15 protein-coding genes are annotated in these 16194 nt (G+C 64.3%); 5 read left to right on the top strand and 10 right to left on the bottom strand.

From position 1 onward, the window contains the following. Positions 1–23: 23 nt before the first annotated feature. Positions 24–473 carry a YcgN family cysteine cluster protein gene (locus tag LXM55_RS04855; RefSeq protein ID WP_016964444.1) on the bottom strand — a complete coding sequence of 150 codons (450 nt, stop codon included), beginning with the start codon at positions 471–473 and terminating at the stop codon, positions 24–26. 274 nt (positions 474–747) lie between these two features. Between LXM55_RS04855 and LXM55_RS04860 the strand changes: the two genes are divergently transcribed. Next, positions 748–1341 (top strand): nitroreductase family protein, encoded by a 594-nt coding sequence (locus tag LXM55_RS04860; protein ID WP_233319168.1) that lies wholly within the window; start codon positions 748–750, stop codon positions 1339–1341. 68 nt (positions 1342–1409) lie between these two features. On the opposite strand, the gene LXM55_RS04865 is transcribed toward LXM55_RS04860, so the two are convergent. From LXM55_RS04865 to LXM55_RS04880, 4 genes are all read right to left on the bottom strand, one after another. Continuing rightward, the gene (locus LXM55_RS04865; RefSeq protein ID WP_233319170.1) at positions 1410–2342 is read right to left on the bottom strand and encodes a D-2-hydroxyacid dehydrogenase; all 933 of its coding nucleotides are present in this window, start codon (positions 2340–2342) and stop codon (positions 1410–1412) included. A gap of 120 nt (positions 2343–2462) precedes the next feature. After that, a complete protein-coding gene (locus LXM55_RS04870; RefSeq protein ID WP_072451013.1) occupies positions 2463–2756 on the bottom strand; it encodes a YcgL domain-containing protein in 294 nt (97 codons plus the stop codon). Next, positions 2753–3886: a ribonuclease D gene (gene rnd, locus LXM55_RS04875; RefSeq protein WP_233319172.1), complete on the bottom strand. Its 1134-nt coding sequence runs from the start codon at positions 3884–3886 to the stop codon at positions 2753–2755. The genes LXM55_RS04870 and rnd overlap by 4 nt, the downstream gene beginning before the upstream one ends. A 122-nt stretch (positions 3887–4008) precedes the next feature. Next, positions 4009–4671 carry a class I SAM-dependent methyltransferase gene (locus LXM55_RS04880; RefSeq protein WP_233319174.1) on the bottom strand — a complete coding sequence of 221 codons (663 nt, stop codon included), beginning with the start codon at positions 4669–4671 and terminating at the stop codon, positions 4009–4011. A 181-nt stretch (positions 4672–4852) separates the two neighbouring features. On the opposite strand from LXM55_RS04880, the gene LXM55_RS04885 reads away from it, so the two are divergent. The 4 genes from LXM55_RS04885 to LXM55_RS04900 all read left to right on the top strand — a co-directional run bounded on the left by LXM55_RS04885 (position 4853) and on the right by LXM55_RS04900 (position 9051). After that, on the top strand, positions 4853–5635 hold the full coding sequence (locus LXM55_RS04885) for a transporter substrate-binding domain-containing protein (protein ID WP_233319176.1): 783 nt from the start codon (positions 4853–4855) through the stop codon (positions 5633–5635). Between the two features lie 187 nt (positions 5636–5822). After that, positions 5823–7007: a cyanate transporter gene (locus LXM55_RS04890; RefSeq protein ID WP_233319178.1), complete on the top strand. Its 1185-nt coding sequence runs from the start codon at positions 5823–5825 to the stop codon at positions 7005–7007. Positions 7008–7023: 16 nt separating this feature from the next. Further along, positions 7024–7932, top strand: coding sequence for a DMT family transporter (locus tag LXM55_RS04895; RefSeq protein WP_233319180.1), 909 nt, complete (start codon positions 7024–7026; stop codon positions 7930–7932). 180 nt (positions 7933–8112) lie between these two features. After that, complete coding sequence (locus LXM55_RS04900; protein WP_233319942.1) at positions 8113–9051, top strand: LysR family transcriptional regulator; 939 nt, start codon at positions 8113–8115, stop codon at positions 9049–9051. Positions 9052–9054: 3 nt separating this feature from the next. Here LXM55_RS04900 and LXM55_RS04905 read toward each other — a convergent pair whose 3' ends face one another. From LXM55_RS04905 to LXM55_RS04925, 5 genes are all read right to left on the bottom strand, one after another. Then, complete coding sequence (locus LXM55_RS04905; RefSeq protein ID WP_233319183.1) at positions 9055–9420, bottom strand: 5-carboxymethyl-2-hydroxymuconate Delta-isomerase; 366 nt, start codon at positions 9418–9420, stop codon at positions 9055–9057. Positions 9421–9502: 82 nt separating this feature from the next. After that, on the bottom strand, positions 9503–10693 hold the full coding sequence (locus LXM55_RS04910) for a low temperature requirement protein A (RefSeq protein ID WP_233319185.1): 1191 nt from the start codon (positions 10691–10693) through the stop codon (positions 9503–9505). A gap of 130 nt (positions 10694–10823) precedes the next feature. Continuing rightward, positions 10824–11744, bottom strand: coding sequence for a LysR substrate-binding domain-containing protein (locus LXM55_RS04915; RefSeq protein WP_233319187.1), 921 nt, complete (start codon positions 11742–11744; stop codon positions 10824–10826). A gap of 88 nt (positions 11745–11832) precedes the next feature. Beyond that, positions 11833–12864, bottom strand: coding sequence for a fimbrial protein (locus tag LXM55_RS04920; RefSeq protein ID WP_233319190.1), 1032 nt, complete (start codon positions 12862–12864; stop codon positions 11833–11835). A gap of 276 nt (positions 12865–13140) precedes the next feature. Continuing rightward, entirely contained in the window at positions 13141–16152 is a 3012-nt protein-coding gene (locus LXM55_RS04925) for a two-partner secretion domain-containing protein (RefSeq protein ID WP_233319191.1), read from the bottom strand. Positions 16153–16194: the final 42 nt, after the last annotated feature.

Here is a 16194-nt window from a genome sequence, read left to right on the forward strand (position 1 = left end):
TCTGCTGCCAACGCGGCGAATCCTCAGCCGGCGCGGAAAATCAGGTGGTCTTCCCAATCCTCTTCCGCCACGCTGCCTTCGGCGAGCATGCGGCCGGACTGGGAAATGCGTTCGTGGTGCACCGCATCGCGATCGCCGCACACCAGGTGGTGCCAGAGCGGCAAGTCCTTGCCTTCGCTGACCAGGCGGTAACCGCAGGTGGGCGGCAGCCACTTGAACTCGTCGGCCTTGCCCGGCGTCAGCTGGATGCAGTCGGGCACCGACGCGCGACGGTTGGCGTAGTCGCTGCACTGGCAGGTCTTCAGGTCCAGCAGCTTGCAGGCGATGCGCGTGTAATAGACGCTGTTGTCGTCCTCATCTTCAAGCTTTTGCAGGCAGCACAGGCCACAGCCATCGCACAACGACTCCCATTCGTCCTGGTCGAGTTGTTCGAGGGTTTTGCGTATCCAGAAAGGTTCGACTTTGGCGGCCATGGCTCAAGCATCAGTATCCGAGGGTGAAAAGGCCGCCAGTCTAGTGCCGAAGCCCCCGCCGGCCAAGCGCTAGCGACTGCCGGTAGCCCGGGACTTGTCAGCAGGCAATGGGCACAGTAGCTTTGCCCCTCGGACCGCCCCGCGTCCGTGTGCCATGAACGCTCGACCGCGTTGCACCCGGCTAACCGCACGGGGTCAGGAATACCCCTTCGCTCAGCTCATCTGCGCTTGCCGGTTTATTCCACTCTTCTCACTTGCTGCCAGGAGTTTTTCCATGAGCGCCAACCCACGCGTTGCCGACTACGCCATCCACCCGCAGTTCACCCAGCGCTGGTCGCCCCGGGCCTTCACCGGCGAAAGCATCCCGGAAGAAACCCTGCTGAGCTTCTTCGAAGCGGCACGCTGGGCGCCTTCGGCCTATAACTCGCAACCCTGGCGCTTTCTCTATGCCCGCCGCGACACGCCGAACTGGGAACGCTTCCTCGGCCTGCTCAACGAATTCAACCGCGGCTGGGCGCAACACGCTTCGGCCCTGGTGATCGTGATTTCCAAGACCACCTTCACCGCCCCTGGCGCCACGGAAGAAACCCCGGCCCTGTGGCACACCTTCGACACCGGTTCGGCCTGGGGCCACCTGGCCCTGCAGGCCAGCCTCAGCGGCTGGCACACCCACGGCATGGCCGGCTTCGACCAGGAACTGACGCGCAAGGAACTGAAGATTCCCGAAGGCTATGCGCTGCATGCCGCCGTGGCGGTGGGCAAGCTGGGTGACAAGTCGACCCTGGCCGACTACCTGCAGGCCCGGGAAGAGCCAAGCCCGCGTCGCCCCCTGAGCGAAACCGCCGCCGAAGGCGATTTCAGCCTTTAAAGCAGCCACAAGCCCCAAGTCGGCAGCGACAAGCTTGAAGCTACCGGCTTGAAGCTTGTCGCTGCGTTCTAATAGCCGCGGGCGAAATCCACTTCACCGCGCAAGGCCTGCTTGGCCTCGTAGGCCCGCAGGTTGTCGACAAACAACTGCACCATCAATTCCGGCGACGTCGGCGCCGAACTGTGGCCCGTCAGCAGCAAGCCCCAGGCGGTCCAGAACGGGTGCCGTTGCGGCAACGGTTCCTGGCGGCAGACATCAATCACCGCCCCGGCCAGATGCCCATCCTTGAGGGCCTGCACCAGGTCCGCATCGACCACCGCCACACCCCGGCCAACGTTGATGAACAGCCCCGTGGACTTGAACTGCTTGAACAGCGCCGCGTCGTACAGATCGTGGGTGCTCGGGGTGTTGGGCAACAGGTTGACCACGTAGTCCACCTCCCCCACCAGGCGTCCCAGGTCTTCCAAGCCGGCCACTTCGATAAAAGGCGCCTGCTCCCGGGGCTGGCTGGCGATGCCGTACAGCTTCACGCCAAACGGCAGGAGGAACTGCGCCACGCTCTGGCCGATGTCGCCGGTGCCGACGATCAGCACCTTGCGCCCCACCAGGCTCTGGCCCAGGCGGTTGTCCCACTTGCGCTCGACCTGGCTGACCAGGCGCGCCAGCACTTCGCGCTCATGGCCGAGGATGTAGGTCAGCACGTACTCGGCCATCACCTGGCCGAAGATGCCGACCGCTCGGGTCAGGCGGTAGTGCCGCGGCAAGCCGTCGGCCAACAGCGGGGTGATGCCGGCCCAGGTGGATTGCAACCACTGAGGCTGGTGCCCCTGGCGCAGCAGGGTCGCCAGCAGGTCCGGCTGCCCCAGCCAGACCGGGCAATCGGCCGCCAGCCGTGACAGCTCGGCGGAGTCGCCACTGGTCAGCACTTCCAGCTCCGGGGCCGCCTGACGCAACAGGCGGGCATAAACAGCGTGATCGTGTTCGGCAATCAGAACGCGCATGGTTCAAACCTTAAAAAACGGTGCAGGTCGCCGCCGACGGAGTCTCGCTCCATCGATCAAGGCGGCGGCCAGGTCAGTCAGTTTGCATCTAACAGCGGCTCGGGACCGAGCCGCTACAGGTCAGACCGGATCATTGCGACGCAGCAACTCTTCGGGCAAGTGCTCGATGTACTCGTCTTCCGCCGGTGGCATCTGCAGGTGATACCCCTGCTTTTCGAGGTTTTCCAGCACCTGGTGGATGTCCTCGCGGGACAGCTTGCGCTCCGGGCTCAACACCAGGTCGAAGGCATGTTGCGGCTTGCCGAAGGCCAGCAGCAGGTTTTCCGGCACGCGTTCCAGGGCCTCGCTTTTCAGCACGTAGAGGTACATCTCGTTCTTGCGCGGGCTTTTATAGATGGAGCAGATACGTTTCAAGGCTGTTCTCCGGCGGTGGCCAGGCTGTCCAGCAGCGCCTGGCCCATCAATTCGCGGCGCCAGCCACGCAGCGAATCAGGCAATTGGTAAGGCCCATTGGGGAAGCCGCTCTTGAGCAGGCTCTCCAGGGTTTTCTTGCGCAGCATCACTTCCGGGGCGATCTCCAGACGCTCGGCTTCGGCCTGGCCCACGGCCTTCAGGCGCTTGAGCAGGACCGAGGCTTCGATCGGCAGCGGCTCGGGCACGGCCGGCGGCCATTGATCCGGGCCGACGCTGGCGGTGCGCTTGATCAGGTCGAGAAGAAACTCGCCGTCCTGACGCACGGTGCGCGGGTGCATGTCTTCGATCTTGGCCAGCGCCGACAGGTTGTCCGGCTGGGTCTTGGCCAGCGGCCACAGGGCGTGTTCGCGCACGATGCGGTTGCGCGGCAGGTCGCGGGCACGGGCCTCGCGCTCGCGCCAGGCACACAGCTCACGCAATACCGCCAACTGCGCGCGGGACAGTTTCCAGGCCAGCTTGGCCTCGCGGTAGACCTCATAGGGGTCGACTTCGCGGCGCAGGTTGGCCACCAGTTCGGCACCGTCTTCCAGCACCCAGCGGTACTTGTCCGCGGACAGTTTCGGCCGCAGCTCGGTGAAGACCTGAGCCAGATGCACCGCGTCTTCGGCGGCGTAGCTGACCTGGGTTTCCGACAGCGGGCGTTGCAGCCAGTCGGAACGGGTTTCACCCTTGGGCAGCTCGATGCCCAGGACTTCCTGCACCAGGCGCGAGTAGCCCATGGAGAAACCCAGGTTCAGGTAGGCGGCAGCCAGTTGCGTGTCGAACAACGGGGCCGGCAGGCTGCCGGTCAGGCGCAGCAGGACTTCAAGGTCCTCGCTGCAGGCGTGCACCACCTTGACCACCGCCGGGTTCTCCAGCAGGGCTGCCAGGGGCTGCCAATTGTCGATGGTCAAAGGGTCAATCAGGTAGGCGCGCTGCCCATCGCCAATCTGCAACAGGGCGGCGATGGGATAAAAAGTGTCGACCCGCATGAATTCGGTGTCGAGGGCGACGAATGGCAACTGCTGCCATTCGGCGCAAAGCTGACCGAGGCTATCGTTGTCGCGAATCCAATGTATATCGATGGCCACACGGCTCTCCCTTGAAGAATGGCGCGCAGTATATATCGCCTCCGGCGATTTCTGAGCATTCACCCGACAAGAGCAAGTGCAAAACCATCTGCCGGAAAGCAAGAATAGTCCCAGCGTCCGAACTAACCCTGTTTTCTCAGCACATAGACCCGTGAAGGCGCCCAGCCAGGCAGCAGATCACGGTGATCGAGCACCTCGAAACCCGCTTCGCGGAACTCCGCTTCCAACTGCACCTTGCTGGCCAACGGCGGCATCCCGGCACTGGCCGGTGCACGCGTGGCAAGCTTGAACAGCGGCTCGATCCGCGTGGCCAGGATCACCGTGTCCCGGCTGACCCGGTAGAACTCACGCAGCAAGGCCAGGCGGTCCTCGCCCAAGGTCACGTGGGCAAACAGCTGCATGCAGATGATGCAGTCCACCGCATTGGCCGAGAGGCCGATGTCGAACGCCGAGCTGTGGAAGGTCTTGACCCGTTTCAGCAGGCTGGCCGAGTGGTGGGTCTGAGCGTGATTCAACATGTCCTGGGAAGGGTCCGCCGCCAGGATCACCCGGTTGCCGTGCTCGGCCAGCACCGGCCAGTAGCGCCCTGCGCCGCAGGCCACATCCAGGATCAGCCCCGGTTCGCCGGCTTCCTTCAGGGCGTGACGCACCAGGCTCGCCATGCGCCAAGCGGCCAGGCGCGCGCCAATCCCGGCTGGCCGGGGCTCGCGGCAGACTCGCGCGTGCTCCTGGTCATAGCGCCGAGCGAACTCCAGTTCGATGGACGGTGGGGGGTGGGACGACATGGACGACGAACTCTTGTTGGAATCCAGGGGCCACAGGTTAACGTGCCATTCGTGAAAAAAAGGTCGAAAGCCAAGCCGCTTTCCAACAGGGCACCACGTGCGCGCAACCTTGCCTGCCCAGGGGATGCGACCAATAATGCCCCGCCACCCGGCCCCGCCCGATCACTCAAGGAACGACCCCATGCTCCCGCGCCTGCTGTTCTGTACCCTGCTGGGCCTCAGCGCCCCGGCCCTGTGCTTGGCCCAAGAGCCGAGCTCGCACCTGGACCGGGTGATCGAGAGCGGTCACCTGACGGTCTGCACCACCGGCGACTACAAGCCCTACAGCTACCTGCGCGACGACGGCCACTACGAAGGCATCGACATCAGCCTGGCCGAGTCCCTGGCACAGAGCCTCGGGGTCCGGGTGAAGTGGGTCAACACCACCTGGAAGAGCCTGATGGCGGACTTCCAGAGCCAGCAGTGCGACATCGCCGTGGGCGGCATTTCGGTGTCCCTGGAACGGCAGAAAAAGGCCTTCTTCAGCCAGCCCTTGGGCATCGACGGCAAGATCCCCCTGGTGCGCTGCCAGGACCTCAAGCGCTACCAGACCCTGGAGCAGATCAACCAGCCACAGGTGCGCCTGATCGAGCCGCCGGGTGGCACCAACGAAGTCTTCGCCCGCGCCCACCTGCCCAAGGCCAGCCTGACCCTGTTCGCCGACAACGTGACGATCTTCGATCAACTGCTGGCGCACCGCGCCGACGTGATGATCACCGACGCCTCGGAAGCGCGCTTCCAGCAGCGGCGCAAGCCAGGGCTGTGCGCGGTCAACCCCGAGCACTACCTGCAATACAGCGAGAAGGCCTTCCTCCTGCCCCGGGACGATGTCGCCTGGAAAAGCTACGTCGACCAGTGGCTGCACCTGAGCAAGGCCACCGGTGCCTACGACCAGGTGGTCAATCAGTGGCTGGCGGCGCCGTGATCACCCTGGACAGCAAAGACAGCGGCAAGCCTCAAACTGCAAATCCAGGCACCCCACTTGCCGCTTGTGGCTTGTGGCTTGCCGCTTGCGGCTTATTTAATTTTTAAATAACACCGCAGACTTTCTGATTTGCCCCTTCCCTGAGCCGCGCCGCCTAATCGGGCCCTTGTTTGTTGAAGGTCTGGTTATGGAAAACGTTCGTGCAACTTCCCGCCCCGCACTCTGGCTGATGGTCAGCGTGATTCTGGTGGCGCTCAATCTGCGGCCGTCGATGGCCGCCGTCGGCCCGCTGCTGTCGGGCATCCGTGGCGATATTCCCTTGAGCTTCAGCCTGGCCTCGTTGCTGACCATGCTGCCGGTGATGGCCATGGGCCTGGCGATGTTCTTCGGCATGGCCATCAGCCAACGCCTGGGCGAACACCGTACCGTGGTCCTGTCGCTGCTGATCATCGGCCTGGCAACGGTTTCGCGATTGTTCATGGATTCGGCCGCCGAGCTGATTCTCAGCGCGGTGCTGGCCGGCATCGGCATCGCCCTGATCCAGGCGTTGCTGCCGGCGTTGATCAAGTCGCGCTTTGCCGACAATGTCTCGCTGTTCATGGGGCTGTACGTCACCTCGATCATGGGCGGCGCGGCGCTGGCCGCGTCCTTCGCGCCGCTGGTGATGAACCACAGTGGCAGCTGGCGCGTGGCACTGGCGATCTGGGCCGCCCTGGCGCTGCTGGCCCTGCTGTTCTGGTACGCCCAGCGCAGCGCCCTGCCCAGGCTGCCAGCCAGCGCCGGCACACGGGAATCCTTTGCCGGCAACCGTCGGGCCTGGCTGCTGGCGGTGTTCTTCGGCCTCGGCACCGCCTCCTACACCTGTGTGCTGGCGTGGCTGGCGCCCTATTACGTGGAGAACGGCTGGAGCGAACAGAACGCCGGCCTGCTGCTGGGGTTCCTGACCGCCATGGAAGTGATTTCCGGGCTGGTCACCCCGGCCATCGCCAACCGCAGCCAGGACCGGCGCCTGGTGCTGGTGGTCCTGTTGGTGCTGATCATCGCCGGCTTCTGTGGCCTGATCCTCAGCCCGAAACACCTCAGCCTGCTGTGGCCATGCCTGCTGGGCCTGGGCATTGGCGGGCTGTTTCCGATGAGCCTGATCGTCTCCCTGGACCACCTCAACGACCCGCGCCGCGCCGGCGGCCTGACCGCCTTCGTGCAAGGCATCGGCTACCTGATCGCCGGCCTCTCGCCCCTGCTCGCGGGAGTGATCCGCGACCAGTTGGGCAGCTTCGAATGGGCCTGGTGGTCACTGACCGCGGTGATGCTGGTGATGATCCTCATGGTGCTGCGTTTCGATCCGCGTCATTACCGCCAGCACATCCGCTGAGCCACCGGAGCCTGCCATGAATCCCGTGAACTTCACCCAGGCGCATCTCGGCATGCTGCTGTGGGCGGTGCTGATCGCCGCGTCGTTCTTCGCCGCCGCCCAGGTCAGCCAGGCCATCGATCCGGTGCTGCTGACCGCCCTGCGCCTGCTGTTCTCGGCCCTGATGTTCGTGCCGCTGCTGTGGTTCAAGGGCTCGGCGCCCATGACCCTGGCCGGGTTGCGCGCCCATGGCTTGCTGGGCCTGCTGCTGGCGCTGTACTTCGGTTCGCTGTTCGAAGCCTTGCGCTACACCTCGGCGGTCAATACCGGAACCCTGTTCACCCTGGTGCCGCTGCTGACCCTGCTGTTCGAAGGCTGGCTGCTGCCCGGCAGTAGCCAGCGACAGCGCCTGCTGCCGATGCTGGTGGCCGGGGCCGGGGCGCTGCTGCTGATTCTCAAGGGCGGCGCGCCGGGGCAATGGCCCTCGCTGTACGCCATGGCCATCTATGCCCTGGGCTGCCTGGCCATGGCCGCCTACTCGCCGCTGAGCCAGCGTTTCAAGGCCCGCAGCCTGCAAGGTCGCAGCCCGGCCGCCATGACCTTCTGGAACATGCTGTTCGGCGCGCTGTTCCTGTTTGCCGCCAGCCTGGCCAGCGGCGGCTGGCGCAGCGCCGCGCGGCTCACCGGCATCGACCTGCTGTGGCTGCTGTACCTGGCGTTGTTCGCCACCCTGGCGACCTTCTGGCTGCTGCACCGGGCCATCGGCGTGATCGCCCCGTCCACGGTGATTTCCTACATCTACCTGAGCACCCTGTTTCTGACCCTGTTCCACTGGCTGTGGCTGGGCCAGGGCCCGCAACGGGCAGAAATCCTCGGCGTCGCGCTGGTGGCCCTGGGCATGCTCAGCCTGGTGCGCGGCAGCCGCCCGGGCCGTGCCCCGGCCTGAAATGGCCCCGGGACAAGCACCGTTGCAGTGCGCGAAACTGCCCAGGTCGTGTTATCGGATATTTATGTCCCGATGCTGTCCGCGAATCCCCGCCACGGGCATTTAATTAGGACGATCGTTCCGCTAGCATCGACCCGGTTTGCGCGCCACCGGCGCCAGGTGCCCAGCGGGATGGAACGGATGCTCATCAACAACGTGCTCAGAAAACTCGACATGCAGGACCTCATGGTCTTTATCGCGGTGTACGAGCAAAGCAGTGTCACCGGGGTTTCGGAAACCCTCTGCGTCAGCCAGTCGACCGTCAGCTACTGCCTGAAGAAACTGCGCAACGGCTTCGAGGACGAGCTGTTCATCAACACCCGTACCGGCATGCGTCCGACCTACAAGGCCACCAGCATGTACGGCCACGTGCTGAAGATCCTGGAAAGCATCAACCTGTGCCACAGCGGCGTGCCGGCCTTCGACCCGACCCGCCAGGCCGTGACCTTCAACCTCTGTGCCCCGGAATACTTCGAGCTGCTGATCCTGCCGCGCCTGCTCAAGGGTTTCGACTACGCCGACCTGCCGGTGACGGTCAATGTGCAGAAGCTGGAGAGTGATATTCCCGCCGAGGAGCTGCGCGACGGCAGCGTCGACCTGGTGATCTGCTTTGGCCCGAACTTCCATCGCAGCCACGCCGACCTGAAGTCGCAGATGCTGCTGGAGGACGATCTGGTGTGCGTCTTCGACAAACGCGCGACGCCGCCGAAGGAACCGCGCTTCAGCCTGCAGTCATTCATCGAGCGGCGCCACGTGTTTCCCACGCCCTGGACCTCGGACAGCAACATGGTGGATGGCTGGCTGGCCCGCCAGGCGCACAAGCGGCAGATCGTCGCGCGCTCCAACAGCTACAGCGCGGCGTTGAAGATGATCACCGGCACCGACTTCATCCTCACCCTGCCGCGACGCATCCAGGCGCTACTGGCCAACGAAGCGGTGTTCAACCATTGCGAGGCCCCCAGCGGCCTGCCGGGGTTCAGCCTGGACATGCAATGGAGCGAGCACACCGATCAGGACAGCGCGCAGACCTGGTTCCGCGAACAGGTGGTCAAGGTCTGCGCCGAACAGGGCCTGGTCTAGCCCTCAGCGGCCGACGGCGGCCTTGCTGTAGGAAGCACGGTCGATATCGATGAGCTCCACGCACAGCTGCACCGACAGGTCTTCAGGCCAGGGCGCCAGGTCCTGCAGCACCGCCAGCAGGCTCTCGGACAGCTGCTTCTTGGCCTCTGGCGAACGGCCACTGAGCAAGGCCAGCTTGACGTGGACAAAGGCCCGCTCACCCAGGCCGGTGCCGACCCGGAACGCCTCGACCTTGACCGCGCGGCTCTTGATGTCGAACTCGTCGGAGAACTGCCCGGATGCCACCAGACCATGGTTGAGCCGCAGCAACGCCTTGTCGACGTCCAGCTGGGGCAGGTTGGCGGTGTATTCCATATGCAGGTGCGGCATGGCAAAGCTCCCGGTCAGTCAGGGGTAAAAAGGCGCTTCATACTACACAAGCGTTCCTGGCCGGTTGAATCATTCCTTGGCCTTATTGCTCCGCCTGCGCCGCCCGCTCCCGCAGGGCCAGGGTTTCCCAGGCCGCCACCAGCAGCATCACCAGGGTCGTCAGGCTGCCCAGCGCCAGGGCGGAGAACCACTGGTTCCAGGCGCCAGGCAACAGCAACAGCAGGGCCGCGAGCCCGGCCAGATGGGACAGCGGCGGCAATGGCCGCTCGTTCATCACCCACTTGAACAGCGCACAGCCCAGCAGGAACAGCCAGGGGCCGCCAATGATCACCAGCACCGCGGCCTGGCTGGCCTGTCGCGGGTGCACCAGCACCAGCTCGTCGGCCACCGCGCTGACGATGATCCCGGCCACGATCAACAGGTGCAGGTAGGTGTAGGCGATCCGCGCCTGACGCCCCGGGTCGCTGGCGTGGGCGATGCGGTGGTGGGCACGCTCGGCGCCACTGTCGAAATACACCCACCACATGGCGATGCTGCCCAGCACCGCCACCAGGAAAGCCAGCGCGCCCTCGGTGCTGCTGGCCAGCTCGGCGAAGGTCGCGCCGGTGACCAGCAACGACTCACCCAGGGCAATGATCACGAACAGGCCGCAACGTTCGGCCATGTGGTTGCCTTCGACATTCCAGTCATCCAGGGTCGAACGGCCGAGCCCCGGCACCCAGAAATACAGCGACGGCGACAGCACCTCGATGGCCAGCGCCAGCCCCCAGCAAGCCAGGCGCTGCGGCCCCTCCAGCAGCCCGCCGGCGAGCCAGAAAACCCCCGAGAACATCAGCCACGCCAGGATCCGCTGGAAGTTGCGGGTCATGTTCAGCGGCTCGCCGCGCACCGCCCACAGCGAGTAGGCGGTACGCCCCACCTGCATGAACACATAGGCGCCGGCGAACAGTAGCCCACGCTCGCCGAAGGCCTGGGGAATCGACGAGGACAGCAGCAGCCCGGCCACCATCAGCACAAACAGCCCGAGGCGGATCGGCAGGGTTTCCGGATCCAGCCAATTGGTGATCCACGAGGTGAAGATCCATACCCACCACACCGCCACCATCAGCAGCAGCACCTGCAACGCCCCGCCCGCAGTCAGGTGCGCCAGCAGCGAGTGAGAGAGCTGAGTCACGGCAAACACGAACACCAGGTCGAAGAACAGCTCGACCATGCCAACCTTGCCGCTGTCGTGGCGGCCACGCCCACGCAACAGGGAACGGGAACGACTCATGGGCACACTCCGCGATCAATGTTTCACCAGAAGACCTACACAGCAAAGCAGCCGCCCGCGCCAATGCCAAGCTGGCAACACCGAATCCAGCCACCCGACCCGCCGGGCAGAGCGCACGGGCAGTTGAGGGTTAGCCCGGGAGGGGCGCCCTTTCACTCATGAAGGCTTCCAGCCGCGAACGCAGCCAGCGCTCGGCGGGGTCGGTGTCCACATGGCTGAGCCAGACCATGGACAGGTCCAGGGTCGGGGTCTTGAAGGGAAACGGCTCGCAATACAACTGCCCCGACGCCGCCATGGCCTCGGCGGCATAGTCCGGCAGGCTGGCGATCAGCTTGGTCCCGGCCAGCAGGGCCGGCAACGAGCTGTACTGGGGCACCGACAGCACCACCTGGCGGGTGCGGCCGATCTCCGCCAGCCACTCATCGGCAAAGCCTGCGACATTGGCGGTATGGGACACCAGCACATGCGGCCGCGCGCAGTATTCGTCGAGGGTCAGCGGCGTGTCGCTGGCATCGGCCCGCAGCAAGCAGGGCTGAATGTGCCGCAACAGCTTGCGCTTGGCGTTGGCCGGCAGGCCGCGGGTCTGGCTGATGCCCACCGTGATGTCGCCGGAAGCCAGCAGATCGGGAATCCGCCAGTAATCCACGTGCTGCACCACGACCACCACTTGCGGCGCCTCCTGGCGCAGGGCCCGCAGCAGAGGCGGCAGCAGGCCGAACTCGACGTCGTCGGACAGGCCGATGCGAAAGGTCATGGTGCTGCTGGCGGGGTCGAAATCGTGAGTCAGGCTCAGGGCCGAGGACAGCGCGTCGAGGGCTGGCGACAGGTGCTGGATGATCTGCTCGGCACGGGCCGTGGGCTCCATGCGATGGCCGACGCGAATGAACAGCGGGTCATTGAACATCGCCCGCAGCCGGTTGAGCGCGGAACTGATGGTCGGCTGGCCAAGAAACAGCTTCTCCGCCACCCGCGTGACGTTGCGTTCAAGCATCAACGCCTCGAACACCACCATCAGGTTGATATCGGCCTTGCGCAGTTCATTGCGATTCATCAGTGCTGACCCCGTCCCCAGACGGGGGGCAGTGTAGAAAGGCCCGGGGCCCGGCGTCCAGATAAACCCCGGGACAATGGCCGTTCGCTCAATCGAAGGTGAAATTGAACCGGGCGCTGCTATTGGCCGAACCCTCGGTGATCGGCCCCGTACGAATGTACTGGGCGCGAAAGCTGAAGCTGGCGTTGTCGCTGCCCGACAGGCGCTCCATGGCGTATTGAGTACCGTTGCAATGAATGCGCGGGATCTGTTCATTGAACATGACGATGCCGACGCCCTTGGCGACGGACCGCCCCCCGTCCTGAGCCGATTGAGTGAGCCCCAGTATCCCGGTCGGGTCGCAGCGCGAGGCGGGTTCGGTACTGAACGAGACCTTCGGCAGGCTGTTGGCCGAGCAGTCGCTGACTTCAAGCCTGGCCATGGCCGAAGGCGGCGACGTCGAACCCAACGCTGGAAAGTCATGGGCCGAGGGGCTGCCCAGGCGCAGCGTGACGTCGCGGGTGACCACCTGGCACTTGGCGGCGAACTTGATTTCATCAGTGCCGAGCAGGTCGCGTTCACTCAGTACCAGGCTCTTCTGGCAACGCCGTCTGTTCTCCTGGGACGGCAGCTCCAGCAAGTGTTGCCCGACCTGCGCCACGCCCTTGTCCAGGTCCAGCGCGTACAGCGCCAGCTGGGCACCGCTCAGGCTGTTAACCACCAACGGCCCCTTGGGCAACTCACTGGCGGGTCGAGTCAGAATCAGCGAATACATATAGGCCGTCAGTATCTTGAACCTCGCCCCGTCCGTGTGCTCGACATCATACTTTTCCAGTACCTGAGGGAAGAAGTTGCCGGTGAGCACTCTGGCTTCCCCCCGGCCGGGGTAGGCCGTCACTTTGAGGCTGATGCCATCGATGTTGGTGGGAACAATGCCATCGGGAAACCTGATGCCAGGCAAATGCGCGGCGGACACAAACTCATGTCGCTCCAGGGTTTTGGATTCCTCGGTGGTGTATTCGATGAGCGGGTTCACGTGACGCTGCATCAACACAGCGCCCACCGGGGTGCTGCGGGTCAACGGTGTGATCTCCTTCCAGGCCTGGCCGTTGCTGCCATAACTGCTGAACGCACAGTTCACCGCCTTGCCCTCCTTGGCGGCATGAACACCAGCGCCAGGTTGCAGCCACAACAACATGAAGAGGGCTGCGAGAGTCAGGCCGTGAGGCCCCCGCCGCTGCTTGAGGCGTCTGAACCATTGGCAATCCATCGGTCATTCCCTCCACTTTCTCAGCAGGCCCCCGGGCGCAGCATGCAATGCCCCCGGGAACCCGCCGATTGATATTGAACAGGTTCATGGATGCCCGCTACGCCAGGAACCATCCCTGGCGCAGCGGGCCCTAACGGGCAGCGGTCCTTATTCCATCAGGCCGACCAGCGGCAGCGGGGTGCTGGGAACGCGAACCGAAGAGTAGGTACCGTGGTTGATGCCAACCTGGTTGCCGTAGGTCTGGAAATAACCCCAGGTGCTATCGACCTTGCCCGTGGCACTCGAACCGCGGATATCCCCCTCGTTCACGCCCACCAGGCCGCCCATGGTAGTGCGCCAGCCACCCTTGACGCGGCCACGGGCGTCGGAGTTGACGATCAGCGACTGGTTCTCGCCGGCCAGACCACCGACCTTGCTGTGCCAGGTGCCATGGACGTTGCCTGTCGCCAGGGCGTTTTCGATGACATGCTTCTTGTAGTCGGCGTTGATTCCCACCAGTCCGCCCACGGAGCTGTAGGTATCACCGAACACATTGCCGTGGGCTTCGACCGACAGCAGATTGCCGTCGTTATAGCCGATCAACCCGCCGACGCGGCTGTTGGCATAGCCTTCCACATCCCCAAGCGCCTTGGCATCGTAGATGAGGCCACCGACGTTGCTGCCGACCAGGCCGCCAATATTGGCGCCCACCCCTCCTTTGACCGCCCCCTTGGCCTCGACGTAACCACGGACGGTGCTGTCGTCGTTTTTGCCGATCAGGCCGCCCAGGTGCGTGCCGAGCCGGTCGATCACATCCCCGGAGGCCTTGACGTTGGTCAGGACACTCTGGTCCTGGTTCAAGCCGACCAGGCCACCCGCCGTCTCGGTGACGGCCCCGTAGACATCGCCACTGGCGCTGGAGCCACTGATGCTGCCTGACTGGTTGAGCCCGACCAGACCGCCAGCATGGCTACCCAGCGAACCGTATACCGTCATCGTCGACTTGGAACCGGTGATGCTGCCGCCCTGGTTGTTGCCCACCAGACCGCCCAGGTTCAATCCCTTGTAGATCGGGTTGAGAGTCCCGACGGAGCCCTTGCTCGACGAGTCGCGGATCACCCCGCCGTTGTTGACACCCACCAACCCACCGGCGCCGCCCATGGTCTGTTTGTGCATGTGCGTGGTGATATCGACATCGCTCGAACTGCGGCTCACGGTACCAGCATTGACGCTGCCGAAACGGTTCTCCCCGACCACCCCGCCGATGGCCGAGGTCAGGAGACCGCCATGCAGCGAACCCGAGACCGAAGAGTCACTGATCAGGCCGCCGTGGTTGACGCCCACCAGGCCACCGACCTTGTTGCGCTGGTCACTATCGGCATTGACCTGCATATCGCGGGCACTGACATTGACAATGCTGCCGCTGTTGCTGCCCACCAAGCCGCCGATCTCACTGAAACCGTTCTTGCTGTTCAGCCCGTTGACGGTGATCGAGGACAGCTTCACGTCGCTGATGGTGCCGGAGGACTGGCCGAACAACCCGGCGTACAGGCCCGAACTGTTCACGGTGAATCCACTGATGGTATTGCCCAGGCCATTCAACGTACCGGTGAACAGCTGGTCGCCACCAATGGTGTTGATGGTCCCGTAGCCCAGGATCTGGTTGCCCAGGACGTAGGCGTCATCAAGCTTGTGGCCAATGGCCTGCAACTGCTCGCCGGTCTGGATCACCTTGTGCTGCTGGCCATTGGCGTCAAACTTGGCGCCACGGCCGGACAAGGTGACCCGGCCCTTGTCGCCCAGGACCAGTTGTTCGCCATAATCCACCCCCAGGCTACTGTTGGCGCCAGTGAGGCTCACCTGACTGTCGAGGCGGACCGACCTGGCGGCGTTCAATTCCAGACGCGAGTTGGCCCCCGTGGCGTTGATCCGTTGCTTGACCTTGACGTCCTTCGCCGCGCTCAGGGTCAGTTGGTTGCCGCTTTGCCACTCGACCGGAGCGTCCACGGTCACGTCGCCATTGCGGCTGCGCAGGTGAACGCTGGTGTTCTTCAGGCTCTGGGAGAGCGTGCTGTCGACCAGGGTCGGGCTGCCAGCCACGCCCGTGGAACCCACCTTGACCTCGTCGGATTCGATGAGCCAGGTGCCGGTGCGACCGTTCCTGGAACGGGTATCGACCTCGGCGTTGAGCTCGACTCGGGTGGTTGCGCCCGAGGTTTCAACCGTACCGCCGTTGCCGTCCACGCCCAACGCCTTGGCCGACAATTGACCACCGACATTGACCACGCCACGCTCGCCACCGTCGAGAACGATCCGTCCGTTCTTGCTGGACAGCGTATTGGCCTCGACCACGCCCTGGTTGTTGACCACCGCCTGAGTCAGCGCATTGGCGCTCTTGGCCAGCATCAGCACCTGACCGCCATCGGCCTTGAGCAGCGCCATGTTCTGCACCAACGCATCGGCGGCTGCGCCGTTGACCTGCAGATTGATCAGACTGTCGTTATCCAGGCTCAGGGTGAAGTCGTTGCCTGCCCCCAGGGCCACGGAGCCCTGATTGGCGACGATTTCGCCGTTGTTGCGCACCCGCGCGCCCAGCAGCGCCACATAGCCGCCCTCGGCTGCGTTGATCTTGCCGTCGTTGACCACTTCGACCACCGAGCTGCCGGAGAACTGGTAGCGACCGTTGCTGAAATCCTCGTCACTGATGCCACGGGTCGATGCCACCAGGCCGCCAACGTTGACCTTCGCGCCTTGGCTGATCACCACCCCGTTGGGGTTGATCAGAAACACCTGGCCATTGGCATTCAGCGCGCCCTGGATGGTGCTGCCCTTGAAGCCGGTCACCCGGTTCAGGGCGATGGACTCGCGACCCGGCTGGTTGAAGGTCACCGACTGATCGGCAGCGATGTTGAAATCGGTCCAGTTGGTGACCAGCTTGTCGCTGTGCTGGTCGATCACCAGATGGTTGTTGGAGGCTTTGTAATCGGCACTGCCGGACACCAGCGTGCCCCCTTCGGGCAACGCCATCGCCGGCGTCAGCCCTCCCAGCGAAAGCAAGCCGGCGGCCACCACCAGCAACCCCTTGCGTCCACCGCTGCGACGCCGGCGCCGCGCGCCCTCGCACGCCACCTTCCAGCAGCCTTGGGCCTGGTTCCATACCAATGCATAAATCTTGTTCACGATGACTCCTTATTAACGTTCAAACGCTCTGCAGTTCATTGC

The sequence above is a fragment of the Pseudomonas sp. Au-Pse12 genome, assembly GCF_021341665.1.
Taxonomy (GTDB): Bacteria; Pseudomonadota; Gammaproteobacteria; order Pseudomonadales; family Pseudomonadaceae; genus Aquipseudomonas.

Coding starts and splice junctions, on each gene's coding strand:
- LXM55_RS04855 (WP_016964444.1), bottom strand. CDS start 473: ATGGCCGCCAAAGTCGAACCTTTCTGGATACGCAAAACCCTCGAACAA.
- LXM55_RS04860 (WP_233319168.1), top strand. CDS start 748: ATGAGCGCCAACCCACGCGTTGCCGACTACGCCATCCACCCGCAGTTC.
- LXM55_RS04865 (WP_233319170.1), bottom strand. CDS start 2,342: ATGCGCGTTCTGATTGCCGAACACGATCACGCTGTTTATGCCCGCCTG.
- LXM55_RS04880 (WP_233319174.1), bottom strand. CDS start 4,671: ATGTCGTCCCACCCCCCACCGTCCATCGAACTGGAGTTCGCTCGGCGC.
- LXM55_RS04885 (WP_233319176.1), top strand. CDS start 4,853: ATGCTCCCGCGCCTGCTGTTCTGTACCCTGCTGGGCCTCAGCGCCCCG.
- LXM55_RS04890 (WP_233319178.1), top strand. CDS start 5,823: ATGGAAAACGTTCGTGCAACTTCCCGCCCCGCACTCTGGCTGATGGTC.
- LXM55_RS04895 (WP_233319180.1), top strand. CDS start 7,024: ATGAATCCCGTGAACTTCACCCAGGCGCATCTCGGCATGCTGCTGTGG.
- LXM55_RS04900 (WP_233319942.1), top strand. CDS start 8,113: ATGCTCATCAACAACGTGCTCAGAAAACTCGACATGCAGGACCTCATG.
- LXM55_RS04905 (WP_233319183.1), bottom strand. CDS start 9,420: ATGCCGCACCTGCATATGGAATACACCGCCAACCTGCCCCAGCTGGAC.
- LXM55_RS04910 (WP_233319185.1), bottom strand. CDS start 10,693: ATGAGTCGTTCCCGTTCCCTGTTGCGTGGGCGTGGCCGCCACGACAGC.
- LXM55_RS04915 (WP_233319187.1), bottom strand. CDS start 11,744: ATGAATCGCAATGAACTGCGCAAGGCCGATATCAACCTGATGGTGGTG.